The sequence below is a fragment of the Microbacterium xerophyticum genome, from assembly GCF_053543555.1.
On sequence record NZ_JBLVOB010000007.1, the window covers coordinates 937,325 to 950,685 of the forward strand.

Below are 13,361 nucleotides of genomic sequence, written 5' to 3' on the forward strand. Positions count from 1 at the left end.
ATAGAGTGACTCTCATGGTTGTGCGAAGGCGCTCGACATCACCGCAGACCCGCGACGGTCTCGCGGAGTCTGGCGAGCGTATCGGCCGAGACCGCGACGCCGGCGGCCCGCAGCGCCAGCAGCCCGGCGCCGCCGGCGCCGTCGAGGACCGGACGCATCTCGAGCCCGGACGCGGCACCGCCCAGACGCTGCACGAAGGCATCCTGCACCGGACCGGGGCGGGAGATCACGCTGCCTCCGACGACAAGCGGCCCCGGCCCGGTCAGCACAGCCCGCAGCGAGTCGGCGAGGTGACGACCCGCTCTGTGCAGGATGCGCTCGGCCACCGGATCATCGGCGGTGAAGGCGAGCGGGGCGAGCGCCGCGAGTTCGATCGGACGCATCGCATACAGCGACTCGACGAGCTTCTCCAGCATACGCGGGCGTCCTTCCCTGCGCGCGGCATCCACCGCGATGCCGAGGTGCTCGAGCACCGCAGGGGTCAGGGAGGTCGTCGCTCCAGCGTTGTCGAGATCCCTGACCACCGCCCTGGCGACGCGGTGCCCGATCCAGAAGCCGCTCCCCCGATCGCCGAGCAGCCACCCCAGCCCGTCCGCCGTCGCCTCGATCGCACCTCCCGAGACGCGGACGGCGGACGCACCCGTGCCTGCCACGATCGCGTAGCCGAACGGCTCCGCCGATCCGCTGGAGTACGTGGCCATCAGATCGGACTCGAAGGTGAGACGGCCAGTGAACCCTTCGGCCTCCAGCCGGGCGAGCAGCCATCCGCCCTCGCCGTCCTCCGCGCGCTGCCCGGCCATCGCCGCGGTGATCACCGAGACATCGGCCAGGGTTCTCGATGAAGACGCGAGCGCCCGAACGACCGCGTCGACCACGCCGTCCGCAGCACGATCGGGGCCTGCGGATATCGGGTTCCCGCGCCCGCCGGTGCCGTAACCGATGCACTCGCCGCGTCCGGTCGTCAGCACCGCTCTGGTCGAGGTCCCGCCGGCATCCACGCCCACCGTCAGCATGTCGTGACCCATTTGTTACGCGTCCTAACTTGACGTTCCTCAACGGTGAGAATAGTTTTCAACGCAACGCAGACTTACTGCGACGAGTTCTGGGGGCAATGGTGCCACGCAGCATGAACACCGGCAATGGCGCGATCGTCGGCCGTATCGCCGAGCGCCGCCACGCCATGCCGGCTGCGCTGTCGAAGATCGCCGATCTGGTGATCTCGCACCCGACCACGCCGGCGGAGCTGACGATCACCGAGCTCGCCGAGCGAGCGGGCAGCTCCCCTGCCAGCGTGACCCGTTTCTGCCGTTCACTCGGCTTCGCCGGGTACACGCAGTTCCGTGTCGCGATCGCGACCGAACTCGGTCACGCATCAGCGGAGCATGCCTGGATCACGGACATCGGTGCGGAGTTCGAGCCGACGGATTCACCGGAGAAGATCCTTCGGACACTGCTCAACGTGCACGTGAGCGGCCTCGAGACGACGCGGGAGGGCATCGACCTGGATGCCGTCGGCAAGGCCGCGCGCGCGATAACGACCAGCCGCCACGTCGACATCTACGGCCTCGGCGGCAGTGCGGGGATCGCGCAGGAGTTCCAACGCCGGATGCACCGCATCGGCATCAGTTCGCACGCGTGGTCGGATGTGCACGACGGCCTCGCCAGTGCCGTGCTGCAGGACGAGAACTCGGTCGCGATCGGCGTCTCCAGCACGGGGCAGACCAACGAGACCGTGCAGATGCTCGCCCAGGCGGGGTCGGCCGGTGCCCTCACCGTCGCGATCACGCACGACGACGAGAGCTGGATCGCGGATGTCGCCGACGTGTCGATAACGACTGCGGCGCCCGTGGGCTACCTGCGACCGGACGACATGTCGGTGAAGCATTCGCAGCTCTTCGTGATCGACCTGCTGTACCTGCTCATCGCGCAGCAGATGTTCGGCACCGCCACCAGGCGCCTCGCCGCGACCGCGACGGCCGTGTCGGCGCATCGTCGACCTCGAACGATGAAGTCGCATTCGCCTGAGGCGTCATCCGAGATCCAGGAGGAAGCAAGTTGAGCGCCACACCGTCCGATCTGTTCCGTGAGGCGAGCGAACGCCTCGCCCGTCTCACCGCGGATGCCGAGTCGGGGGCCCTCGAGCCCGCGATCGCGCTGATGGTCTCGGCCCTCGACGGCGGCGGCGTGATCCACGCGTTCGGCACCGGCCACTCCGAGGCCTTCGCGATGGAGATCTCCGGCCGGGCGGGAGGGCTGATCCCGACCAACAAGTTCGCCCTGCGCGACCTCGTGATGCACGGCGACCGCGAGGTGGACGTGCTCACGAGCGCGCTGGAGCGCGAACCCTGGCTGGTCGACGAGCTCATGGCGACGGTGCCGGTGGGAGAGGCGGATGTCTTCCTGATCGCCTCGAACTCCGGTGTGAACGGTTCGATCGTCGGCGCGGCGCTGTGGGCGAAGGAGCGCGGACACCGCGTGATCGCCGTGACGAGCATGGAGCACACCATGCGCGTCGAACCGAAGCATCCGTCCGGCAAGCGTCTCGCCGACGTCGCCGACGTGGTGATCGACAACCTCGCCCCCTACGGCGACACGACGCTCGAGGTCACGGGCGGCATCGGCGCAGGGGCCATCTCGTCGATCACCGCCGCCTTCATCGCCCAGCTGCTCACGCTCGGCGTCGCGCGCACCATCGCCGATCGCGGCGACACTCCCCCGATGTACATCTCCGCCAACATCCCGGGCGGCGATGAGCACAACTCCGTCCTCGAAGACCGCTATCGCGGTCGCATCCGTCGGGGAGCCTGACCGGCTTCCCGCTTCACCAGAACCCGAACACCACAACGAAAGGTACGAAGATGGAACTCACACAAACCTCCATCAGCCGCCGCAACCTGTTGCGCGGCGCGGCAGCGACGGCGCTGCTGCTGCCATTTGGCATGTCCCTCGCATCCTGCGCAGCACCCGGCGGTGGCGGAGGCGGCGGCGGTGCCCAGGGCGAGGTCACGGCGGACAATCCCTTCGGTGTCGCGGCCAACACCGAGGTCGACGCGGTGATCTTCGACGGCGGCTACGGCGTCGACTACGTCGAGAACGCGGCCAAGATCATGGCGGCGAACAAGGGTCTGGACGGCGTCACCGCGAAGGTCTCCGCCTCCACCAAGATCGCGCAGGAGCTGCAGCCGCGGTTCGTCGGCGGCAACCCGCCCGACCTCGTCGACAACTCGGGCGCGAACTCGATCGGCTGGAACACCATCCTCGACCAGCTCGAGGATCTCAGCGACGTGCTCGAGTCCGAGAACCTCGAGGGCAAGAAGATCGCCGACACGCTGTTCGACGGTGTGAAGGCGCCGGGCACCTTCGGCGACAAGTTCGCCGCACTCAACTACGTGTTCACCACGTACGGCCTGTGGTACTCGGGCAGCCTGTTCGAGGAGAACGGCTGGGAGCCGCCGACCACGTGGCAGGATCTCAAGGCCCTCGGTGAGGCCGCCAAGGCGCAGGGCAAGTACCTGTTCCTGTGGGGCAAGGAGGCTGCGACCTACTACCAGACCTTCGTCGTGGACTCCGCGGTGATCCAGTCCGGTGACGAGGTGCGCCTGCCGCTGGAGAACCTGGAGGAGGGCTGCTGGTCGCATCCCACCCTGCAGTCCATCCTCACGATCCTGCACGAGCTCATCCAGTCCGGCTACGTCAAGCCCGGCGGTGGCGGCACGCAGTTCACGCAGGCGCAGTCGCAGTGGAGCCTCGACATGGAGGCGCTGCTGTACCCCTCCGGCTCGTGGATCGAGAACGAGATGAAGAAGACGACCGCTGAGAACTTCCAGATGAAGGGCGTGCGCGAGATGCCCCTGGATGACAACGCGACCACCCCGGCGGGCTTCATGCGCGCCGAGGCCGGCGAGCCCTTCATCGTCCCCTCCAAGGCGAAGAACCCTGCCGGCGGAAAGGAGCTGCTGCGCACGATGCTCTCGAAGGAGGCGGCATCGGCGTTCTCGAAGGAGAAGCTCGCCCCCACCGTCGTCAAGGACATCGTCCCCGAGGACGGATTCGGATCGACCGCTCTCGTGTCGCAGGTCGAGATGATCGCGGCGGCCGGAACGGGCATGTTCACGATCAAGTCGTTCAACCTGTACGGCATGAACTCCGACCAGCTGCCGATCTGGAACTCGTTCCTGGACGGCAAGATGACTGTCGCGGAGATCACGAAGCAGCTGCAGGACCTGACCGACAAGATCCGCAACGACAGCTCCATCGAGAAGATCGAGATCAAATGAGCCTCAGTGCTCCCGGTCTCGACGTGGCGCTGGACACCAGCGCCGTCGTCACGGCCCGCGCGGGACGCCGCAAGGCGCCCCGTGCGGGCCTGCGGCGCAGGATGACCTTCGACTACGCGTCCTTCCTGTTGATCTTCCTCGGGCTGCCGGTAGCGATCTTCCTGATCTTCGTCATCTCGCCGTTCATCCAGGCCGTGTACTACGCGATGACCAACTGGACCGGTTTCTCGCCGAACATGGACTTCGTCGGCTTCGACAACTTCGTACGGCTGTTCCAGGACCCGACGTTCCTGCAGGCCATGGGCAACAACATCCTGCTCGCCATCGTCGTCCCGCTGATCACGATCGTGATCGCCCTGATCTTCGCGAGCATGATCACCGTCGGCGGCCCGAGCCACGGTCAGGTGCGCGGGCTGAAGGGCTCGAGCTTCTACCGGGTGGTGTCCTTCTTCCCGTATGTCATCCCGGCGATCGTGATCGCGATCCTGTGGAACATGATCTACACGCCCAGCGGCCTGCTGAACGGGCTTCTCGGTGTCGTCGGGATCGACACGAACGACTTCGCGTGGCTGGGCGATGCGCGCACCGCGATGGGCGCGACGATCTTCGTGATCGTCTGGAGCATGGTCGGCTTCTACATGGTGCTGTTCATCGCCGCCATCAAGGGGATCCCCGGGGAGACCCTCGAGGCTGCGCGCATCGACGGGGCGGGCCGGTTCCGCACCGTCATCTCCATCGTGCTGCCGCAGATCCGCGACAACGTGCAGACGGCGTACATCTACCTCGGCATCCTGGCCCTCGACGCCTTCGTCTACATGGCCGGTCTCAACTCCACCGGCGGCCCTGGCAACAGCACGCTGGTGATGAGCCAGTACCTGTTCCGCACCGCCTTCGAGAAGGGGCAGTTCGGCATGGCGAGCGCGATGGGCGTGGTGCTCGCCGTGATCACCCTGCTGTTCGCCGCGATCGTGATCAGCGTGTTCCGCCTCGCAGGCGGCAAGGATGAAGGAGGACGCGCATGAGCCTGCAGACGCGAGCCGCAGTAACGATCGATCCGAAGTCGGCACGACGCACGGTCACCACGAAGTCCACCAAGGGCGACAAGGCCGTCGGCGGCGCATCCCACGTCGTTCTCGTCATCTGGTCGCTCGTCGTGATCATGCCGATGCTGTGGACCCTCATCGGATCCTTCAAGACCACGAAGGAGATCTTCGCGTCGCCGTTCGGCCTGCCGGCGGACTGGAACTTCGACAACTACATCAACGCCTGGGTGGGCAACAACTTCGGCGGCATGTTCATCAACACGGTCATCGTCGTGGGCGTCTCGCTCGTGCTGGTGATGGTACTGGGGGCGATGTGCGCGTATGTGCTGGCACGGTTCTCGGTACCGGGCAGCCGCGTGATCTACTACCTGATGCTCGCCGGTCTCACCTTCCCGGTGTTCCTCGCGATCGTGCCGCTGTTCTTCATCCTCCAGGGGATGGGCCTGCTGAACACGCTCCCCGGCCTGATCATCACGTACGTCGCGTTCGCACTGCCGTTCACGGTGTTCTTCCTGTTCTCGTTCTTCAAGTCGTTGCCGTACGAGATCCAGGAGGCCGCGTACGTCGACGGTGCGAGCGAGTGGCGCACCTTCTTCCAGGTGATGCTGCCGATGGCCAAGCCGGGAATGGCGGCGGTGGCGATCATGAACTTCCTCGGGCTGTGGAACCAGTTCCTGCTGCCGATCTCGTTGAACACCGACAAGAGCAAGTACGTGCTCTCGCAGGGAATGGCGTCCTACGCCTCCTCGGCGGGCTACGCGCTCGACTTCGGCGAGATGTTCGCCGCCGTGGTCATCACCATCGTCCCCGTGCTGATCGTGTACATCTTCTTCCAGCGCCAGTTGCAGGGTTCGGTGTCGCAGGGCACCTCGAAGTAGCACTTGCCGTGGGGGGCCCCTTCCGCCGCCGGGGCCCCCTCTGGCCAGCGGCCGCACGAGGGGGCGCCGACGGTCAAAGGGGGCGCCGATAGGATCGAATCCATGCGAATCGTGGTCATCGGAGCAACCGGACACATCGGCAGCGTCGTCAGCGCGACGCTCGAATCGGACGGGCACGAGGTGCTCCGCGCGTCGCGCGGCAGCGAATGGACTGTCGACATCACGGATCCGCGATCGGTCCGCGCCCTGTTCGAGAAGACGGGCGAGGTGGATGCTGTGGTCGTCGCCTCCGGATCCGTGCCGTTCGCGCATCTCACCGAACTGACCCGCGACGACTACCTCACCGCGTTCACCTCCAAGGCGCTGTCGCAGATCGACGTCGTGCGCACGGCTCTGGACCACGTTCGCGACGGCGGATCCATCACCCTCACCTCCGGCGTGCTCGCCCGTGAGCCGATCGCGACCGGTGCAGCGGCGGCTGCCGCCAACGGCGCCGTGGAGTCGTTCGTCGTCACGGCCGCCGCGGAGGCGCCACGCGGCATCCGCATCAACGCCGTCTCACCGAACGTGCTCGAGAACTCGCCCGGCTACCACTCCCTGTTCGCCGGCCAGCGACCGGTGACCGACGCTGAGATCGGCCGCGCCTACACGCTGGCCGTGCGAGGGCTCGTGACCGGCCGCGTGATCACGATCTGACGCGCACGCTCTCTCGAGCGTCGAGCGACTGCGCGACAGCATCCATCACGAGCTGTGCCCGGAAGCCGTCCTCGATGCTCGGCAGACCTTCCACATGGTCGCCGCGGGAGACGCGGGCGAAGTCACCGATCTGCGCGCCGGCGCCATCGATGAATGACGTCACCGGTACGGGCCGCCGTCGGATTCCGGATGCTGTCCCGATCACGACATCCGGCTCGTTGGAGTCGGCGCGGATCCACCCTTCGGCGCCGAGGATCTCGATCGTGACGCCGCCCGGCACCGCAGCATCCGGCGCCACACGGCTGATCGTCAACGACACCGACGCACCCGACTCGACGCTCAGATGCAGGTCCGCGTCATCGTGGTTGGTGACCTTGCGAGCGCGACCGGACCCGGCATCCATCCGCTCGGAGATCGTCGTGCGCGCGAAGGCGGTGACCTGCGTCACATCTCCGACCATCCACCGCACGAGATCGATGGCATGCGGGCCGAGGTCGGAGATGACGCCGAGCGGCTCATCGGCGGCGTCGAAATGCCAATCCCATCCCCTCGCCGGCGTCGCGGCGGATGACTGGAGGTAACGGATGCGGACGTGCCGCGCAGTGCCGACGACCCCCGCGCTGATGGCGTCGCGCAGCTGCCGGAACAGCGGATGCCACCGCAGTGTGAAGCCCGTGAGCGCCGGCCGCTCAGCGAGCAGGTCCCGGATGCGACGGGCGCTCTCCACGTCCAGCGCGAGGGGCTTCTCGCAGAGGACAGCCGCTCGGAAGCCCGACACCGCGCGTACGGCATCCTCGTGCTGCGCCGGTGGGGTCGCGATGATGACGCCGTCGAGGTCCTCGGCGACCAGCATCCGCTCGACCGAGTCGTAGGAACGTGGGATGCCGTGCGCCGAAGCGAAGTCAGCGGCCCGTGCAGAATCGCGCCCACACACGGCGACAAGGTCGATGTCGTCCACCTGGCGCGCGCCGGGGACGAGGTACGTGGACGGCCACATGCCATGGCCGATGATCCCGAGCCGAAAACGGCCGTCCCTGTGTTCGATCGCCGACCGAGTCATGCGGTCAGCGCCCCTCTTTGGCCTCGGTGTGGTGGCGGATGACCTCTGCGACGACGAAGTTGAACCACTTCTCAGCGAACTCGGGGTCGAGGTGCGCCTCTTCGGCGAGCGCACGCAGGCGGGCGACCTGCTGCTCCTCACGCTTCGGATCGGATGCCGGCATCTCATGCTCCGCCTTCAGGATGCCGACCTGCTGAGTCGCGCGGAACCGCTCGGCGAGCATGTAGATGAGCGCGGCGTCGATGTTGTCGATGCTGCCTCGCAGTCGCAGCAGCTCAGCGCGGGCGTCTTCTGCCTCGGTCATGTGTCTCCTCCTGGTCGCAGCTACGACGATATCGCGAGGGGCACAGGGAGCGGCTCCCGTCAGGCCGGATTCCACGCCATAGAGTGGGCGCATGAGCACCGATGAGCCTGGGTCGACCGACGACACGACCGCTGCCGAGGCGCCGGTCACCCGGCGGGCCGAAGCCGCGACGAAGGCGAAGCCCAAGAAGCAGAAGACGGTCAAGGCCGAGCCACCGGCAGAGCCTGAGATCAAGACCAAGCCGGTGATCGAGCCGGTGCTGTCGAGCCGTTCCTTCTGGACGCGCATCGAGCGGCCGTTCGCCTTCGGGTTCCTGGTCACGCTCGGGGCTCTCGCCGCCATCCTGCTCGGGCTGGCACTGTCGAACCTCTCGACCGTCATCATCTACATCGCGCTCGCGCTGTTCGCGGCGCTGGGCCTCGATCCCGCGGTGCGTTTCCTCGAGCGACGAGGGTTGAACCGCGGCTGGGGCGTCGTGATCGTGCTGCTGGGTCTCATCGTCGCGCTGGGACTGATCATCTGGGCCATCGTCCCGGTCGTCGTGACGCAGATCGCGACCTTCGTGAAGGACGTACCGGGGATGATCGCAGACTTCCAGGGCAGCGACCTCTACGCGACCCTGGAAGATCAGTTCGGCGACCAGTTCCAGTCGCTCGTGGGCGACGTGCAGACCTTCCTCACCGACCCTGGCAACATCGCCACGATCGGCGGGGGCGCGCTGCAGGTGGGCGCATCGATCGCCAACGGCATCTCCGGTGCGGTCATCGTGCTGGTACTCATCATCTACTTCGTCGCCACGCTGCCCGGCATCAAGACCGCGATGCTGCGCCTCGTGCCGGCGCGCGACCGCGCGAACGCCGACATCATAAGCACGCAGATCACCGACTCGGTCGGCGGCTACGTCATGGGCATGGTGACTCTGGCGTTCATCAACGCCATGGTCGTGCTGGTGCTGTACACCGTGCTCGCTCTGCCGTTCCCCCTGCTGCTGGCCGTCGTCGCGTTCCTCATCACGCTGATCCCTCTTGTGGGCTCGCTGCTGTTCTGGGTGATCGGCACCGGGATCGCGCTGTTCGGCGACAATATCGTGTTCGCGCTCGTGTTCGCCGTGATCTACCTCATCTACATGCAGGTGGAGTCGTACTTCCTCACACCGCGCGTGATGAACAGGGCCATTTCGATCCCCGGATCGCTGGTCGTGATCGGCGCCCTCGTCGGAGGAACCCTGCTCGGGCTGCTCGGGGCGCTCGTGGCCGTACCGGTCACGGCATCCATCCTGATCATCATCAAGAAGATCTGGATACCGCGTCAGGACTCCAGGGTCTAGACGCCCTCGATCGACTGGTCGACCACGCCGACGAAGCGGCTTCCGACGCCGTCGAACTCGCCCCGGTGCTGTCCGGCGGCAGGTTTCGGGAGCTCGCTCAGTGAATGGTGGCGGCACATCACATAGGTGAACTCCGGCCACCACTTCTTGGGTCTGGTCGTCTCGGTGTAGCCGCACACATCGCAGGTCAGCGTGGCCCACACCGGACGAGCACCCTTCTTGCGGTTCTCCCTCGACTGGGTGAGCCATGCGGGCGGGTCCTGCTCGAGGGCCGCGAGCTCGGCCTCGCTCATGCCATCGCCGAGGCCGTGGCGGTCGACCATCTCCAAGGGGATGTCGAGCCGCTGAGCGAGATCGCGCTTCGAGATCATGCGCGTGAGTCCATTGCCATGGGCTCCATTGTCTCAGGCGGTCGCGTCGTGCACGTCGAAGGGGCCGCCCGATGCAGACCGGACGACCCCTCGATACCGCGCGATCAGAGCAGGTCGTTGTCCTCGAGCCACTGCTTCGCGATGTCCTCAGGCGACTTCTCGTCGACCGTGCTCTGCACGCCGAGAGCGACGAGGTCGTCAGCGCCGAGTGCTGCGCTGACCGCATTGATGACGTCGGCGACCTCGTCGGCCACATCGCTCGAGGCGATCGGCACGACGTTCGACGCCAGGATCAGATTCTCCGGGTCTTCGAGCGCGACGATCTCCTCGGTCTCGAAGGCCGGGTCTGCGCTGTAGATGTCGGCGACCTGGATCTCGCCGGCCAGCAGCGCCTCCAGCGTGGTGTCGCCGGTAGCGGAGAAGCCGAGGTCGACGCCGTACAGCTCCTTGGCGCCGGCAGGCCCGTACGGACGCTGCTCGAACTCCGGTGCGGCGCCGATCGTCGGCTTCTCACTGACGTTCGCCAGGTCGGCGATCGTCGTGAGGTCGTTCGCCTCGGCGAACTCCTTCGTGACCGTGTACGTGTCCTGGTCGCTCGCCTCGGCGTAGTCGAGCGCCGTCAGACCCTCCGGCAGCGCGTCCTGGAGTGCCGTGTACACGTCCTCCGGGCTGGTCACGTCGGCCGAGTCGTCGTAGAACTCCAGCAGGTTGCCGGTGTACTCGGGGAAGAGGTCGATCGCGCCCGACTCCAGGTCGGGCATGTAGGCGTCGCGCTGACCGATGTTGAACTCGCGTTCGACCGTGATGTCGGCGTTCTCGAGCGCCTGAGCGTAGATCTCGGCGATGATCTCGTTGGAGTAGTAGGCCTGGGAGCCGATCACGATCGTGTCGGATCCGGCGCTCTCGCCGCCTTCGTCGGTGGGCGCGTCCAGCGGGTTGCTGCTCGCGCAACCGGCGAGCACGAGCGAGGCTGCGAGCCCGATGCCGCCGATGAGGGCGAGGCGTGACTTTCGTGCGGTGAACATGATGTTCCTTCCTGGTGGGGAGTGCTGTTCCTGGTGTGGAGTTCTGGTCAAGTACTGGAGGCCGTGGCGGGTGCAGCCGCGGATGCCGCGCGGCGAGCCGCCTTCGACGTCTCGGAACGCGGCGTCCGGGAACCGGGTTTCGCGGCCCGGATGCCGCCGGGCACGGCTGCCCGCTGGGCGAGCGCGAGCAGCATGTCGGCGACCAGCGCGAGCACCGCGACGAGGATGGCACCGCCGAGCACCTGGTCGAATCGGCGCAGCGGGATGCCCTGGATGATCGGCCAGCCGAGGCCGCCGAGGTTCACATATGCGGCGATGGTGACCGTGGCGATCACCTGCAGGGTCGCAGCGCGCAGTCCGCCGACGAGCAGCGGCATACCGAGCGGCACCTCGACCTTCCAGAAGATCTGCCATTCGGTCATGCCTGTCGCACGGGCGGCGTCGATCACACGGCGGTCGATGGCCTCGAGGCCGGTGTAGGCGCCGGCGAGCAGGGACGGGATCGCGAGCAGCACGAATGTGATGGTCGCGGCCTCCGGCACGCGCAGGACTCCGAGGAGCAGCACGAGCAGCACCATGAGGCCGAACGAGGGCACGGCTCGCGCCGCGCCGGAGATCGCCACCGCGACCTCGCGTCCGCGGCCGGTGTGACCGATGAGCCAACCGACGGGGACGGCGATCACCGCGGCGATCAGCACCGAGATGACGGTGTAGAACAAGTGCTGACCGAGCAGCACGGGCAGCGCGTACTGACCCTCCAGCCGCTCGGGCGAGAAGAGCCAGGCGAGAGCCTCCGCGAAGACGTTCATGCGGCGGCCCTGACGATACGAGCCGGGCGGCGAGCCGCATTCGGAGTCTTCATCGCGCGCGTCCACGGCATCAGCGCACGGCCGGCGAGCAGAAGGAGAAGATCGATGATCAGGGCGATCAGCACGACGGCGATGACCCCGGCGAACACCTCGGCGATGATGCGCCTCTGCAGTCCGTTCGTGAAGAGGTAGCCGAGGTTCTCCACCCCGACGAGTATCCCGACAGTGGCCAACGAGATGGTGCTCACCGCGGTGACCCGGAGCCCGGCGAGGACGACCGGCGCCGCGAGCGGGAAGTCCACCGTCCAGAACCTACGAAGGCCCCCGTAGCCCATCGCGGTCGCAGACTGCCTGATCGCCGGATCGACCGAATCGAGGCCGTCGGCGACCGCACGTACGAGGATCGCGATCGCGTAGATGGTGAGACCGATGATCAGATTCGCCGGATCACGTGTCGATACGCCGATCAATGCGGGCAGCAGGATGAGCAGCGCGAGCGAGGGGATCGTGTACAGCAGACCGGTGAGAACCACCACCGGTCCTCGAACGAGCCGGTAGCGCCAGGCGACCCACCCGAGCGGCAGCGAGAGGAAGAAGCCGAGGACGATCGGGATCGCGCTCTGCCAGAGGTGGGCGAGCGCGAGTTCGAGGATGAGCCCGATGTTGTCGGCGATCCAGTTCACGAGGCGCCGGCCTCCTCAGCGCGGACCTCGGATGGCGCATCCGATGGCGCATCGTCGTCGAGAAGCGCCCCCTGCGTGCGTCCCTCCGAGTCAACGACGACCCGGCCGCGCGGTGTCTGCTTGATGCGCAGCGCCCGCCTGCCGCGCTCGGCGCCGATGAACGCCGACACGAAATCGTCTGCCGGGTTCTCGATGATCTCGCTCGGGCTGCCGACCTGCACGATGCGTGCGCCCTTGTCGAGGATGACGACCTGGTCACCCAGCAGGAATGCCTCGTCGATGTCGTGCGTGACGAAGACGACGGTCTTGTCGAGCTCCTGCTGCAGGCGGATGAGCTCCTGCTGCAGATCTGCGCGCACGATCGGGTCGACGGCACCGAACGGCTCGTCCATGAGCAGGATGTTGGGATCGGCCGCAAGGCCGCGTGCCACGCCGACCCTCTGCTGCTGCCCGCCGGAGAGCTGACTCGGGTAGCGGTCTGCGAGCGCCCGGTCGAGACCGACGGTGTCGAGAAGCGTGCGCGCGCGCTCGTGCGCCTCCTTCTTCGACGTGCCGGTCAGCCGCAGCACAGTGGAGACGTTGTCGATCACCGTGAAATGCGGCATGAGCCCGGAGTTCTGCATGACGTAGCCGATGCTGCGCCGCAACGTCACCGGGTTCTTGTCGAGCACGCTCTCACCGTCGATCTCGACGTCGCCGCCCGTCGGTTCGACCATGCGGTTGATCATGCGCAGCAAAGTGGTCTTGCCGCATCCGGATGACCCGACGAACACCGTCGTCTTGCGTGACGGCAGCACGAGGCTGAAATCGTCGACGGCGAGAGCTCCGCCGGCGAATCGCTTCGAGACCGAACGGAACTCGATCATGCGTGCCCTGCTTCCGTCGCCC

At 66.8% G+C, this 13,361-nt stretch carries 15 protein-coding genes; 7 read left to right on the forward strand and 8 right to left on the reverse strand.

Translation table 11 applies throughout. The features are described from left to right. Positions 1-38: 38 nt before the first annotated feature. A complete protein-coding gene (locus tag ACNPNP_RS16080; protein ID WP_448967033.1) occupies positions 39-1,025 on the reverse strand; it encodes an N-acetylglucosamine kinase in 987 nt (328 codons plus the stop codon). Between the two features lie 101 nt (positions 1,026-1,126). On the opposite strand from ACNPNP_RS16080, the gene ACNPNP_RS16085 reads away from it, so the two are divergent. The 6 genes from ACNPNP_RS16085 (at position 1,127) to ACNPNP_RS16110 (ending at position 6,894) form a co-directional block, all read left to right on the forward strand. Then, positions 1,127-2,059 carry a MurR/RpiR family transcriptional regulator gene (locus ACNPNP_RS16085; protein ID WP_448967034.1) on the forward strand — a complete coding sequence of 311 codons (933 nt, stop codon included), beginning with the start codon at positions 1,127-1,129 and terminating at the stop codon, positions 2,057-2,059. After that, on the forward strand, positions 2,056-2,808 hold the full coding sequence (locus tag ACNPNP_RS16090; protein WP_448967035.1) for a sugar isomerase domain-containing protein: 753 nt from the start codon (positions 2,056-2,058) through the stop codon (positions 2,806-2,808). Before ACNPNP_RS16085 ends, ACNPNP_RS16090 begins: the two co-directional genes overlap by 4 nt. 50 nt (positions 2,809-2,858) lie before the next feature. After that, positions 2,859-4,277 carry an N-acetylglucosamine/diacetylchitobiose ABC transporter substrate-binding protein gene (gene ngcE / locus ACNPNP_RS16095; protein ID WP_448967036.1) on the forward strand — a complete coding sequence of 473 codons (1,419 nt, stop codon included), beginning with the start codon at positions 2,859-2,861 and terminating at the stop codon, positions 4,275-4,277. Then, on the forward strand, positions 4,274-5,299 hold the full coding sequence (locus ACNPNP_RS16100) for a carbohydrate ABC transporter permease (RefSeq protein ID WP_448967037.1): 1,026 nt from the start codon (positions 4,274-4,276) through the stop codon (positions 5,297-5,299). Before ngcE ends, ACNPNP_RS16100 begins: the two co-directional genes overlap by 4 nt. Continuing rightward, positions 5,296-6,198 (forward strand): carbohydrate ABC transporter permease, encoded by a 903-nt coding sequence (locus ACNPNP_RS16105; RefSeq protein ID WP_448967038.1) that lies wholly within the window; start codon positions 5,296-5,298, stop codon positions 6,196-6,198. The genes ACNPNP_RS16100 and ACNPNP_RS16105 overlap by 4 nt, the downstream gene beginning before the upstream one ends. 102 nt (positions 6,199-6,300) lie before the next feature. Further along, positions 6,301-6,894 (forward strand): short chain dehydrogenase, encoded by a 594-nt coding sequence (locus ACNPNP_RS16110; RefSeq protein ID WP_448967039.1) that lies wholly within the window; start codon positions 6,301-6,303, stop codon positions 6,892-6,894. Here ACNPNP_RS16110 and ACNPNP_RS16115 read toward each other — a convergent pair. After that, entirely contained in the window at positions 6,884-7,954 is a 1,071-nt protein-coding gene (locus ACNPNP_RS16115) for a Gfo/Idh/MocA family protein (protein WP_448967040.1), read from the reverse strand. The genes ACNPNP_RS16110 and ACNPNP_RS16115 overlap by 11 nt on opposite strands. Positions 7,955-7,958: 4 nt before the next feature. Continuing rightward, entirely contained in the window at positions 7,959-8,258 is a 300-nt protein-coding gene (locus ACNPNP_RS16120; protein ID WP_448967041.1) for a chorismate mutase, read from the reverse strand. A gap of 91 nt (positions 8,259-8,349) precedes the next feature. Here ACNPNP_RS16120 and ACNPNP_RS16125 point away from each other — a divergent pair, with 91 nt between their 5' ends. Then, a complete protein-coding gene (locus tag ACNPNP_RS16125; RefSeq protein ID WP_448967042.1) occupies positions 8,350-9,585 on the forward strand; it encodes an AI-2E family transporter in 1,236 nt (411 codons plus the stop codon). Here ACNPNP_RS16125 and ACNPNP_RS16130 read toward each other — a convergent pair. The 5 genes from ACNPNP_RS16130 to ACNPNP_RS16150 form a co-directional block, all read right to left on the reverse strand. Then, positions 9,582-9,956, reverse strand: a complete 375-nt coding sequence (locus ACNPNP_RS16130; protein ID WP_448967043.1) for a hypothetical protein — start codon at positions 9,954-9,956, stop codon at positions 9,582-9,584. The genes ACNPNP_RS16125 and ACNPNP_RS16130 overlap by 4 nt on opposite strands. A 104-nt stretch (positions 9,957-10,060) precedes the next feature. Next, complete coding sequence (locus ACNPNP_RS16135; RefSeq protein WP_448967044.1) at positions 10,061-10,981, reverse strand: ABC transporter substrate-binding protein; 921 nt, start codon at positions 10,979-10,981, stop codon at positions 10,061-10,063. Positions 10,982-11,028: 47 nt separating this feature from the next. Next, entirely contained in the window at positions 11,029-11,790 is a 762-nt protein-coding gene (locus ACNPNP_RS16140; protein WP_448967045.1) for an ABC transporter permease, read from the reverse strand. Then, positions 11,787-12,473 (reverse strand): ABC transporter permease, encoded by a 687-nt coding sequence (locus ACNPNP_RS16145; RefSeq protein ID WP_448967046.1) that lies wholly within the window; start codon positions 12,471-12,473, stop codon positions 11,787-11,789. Before ACNPNP_RS16145 ends, ACNPNP_RS16140 begins: the two co-directional genes overlap by 4 nt. Then, entirely contained in the window at positions 12,470-13,339 is an 870-nt protein-coding gene (locus ACNPNP_RS16150; RefSeq protein ID WP_448967047.1) for an ABC transporter ATP-binding protein, read from the reverse strand. The genes ACNPNP_RS16145 and ACNPNP_RS16150 overlap by 4 nt, the downstream gene beginning before the upstream one ends. Positions 13,340-13,361 lie beyond the last annotated feature (22 nt).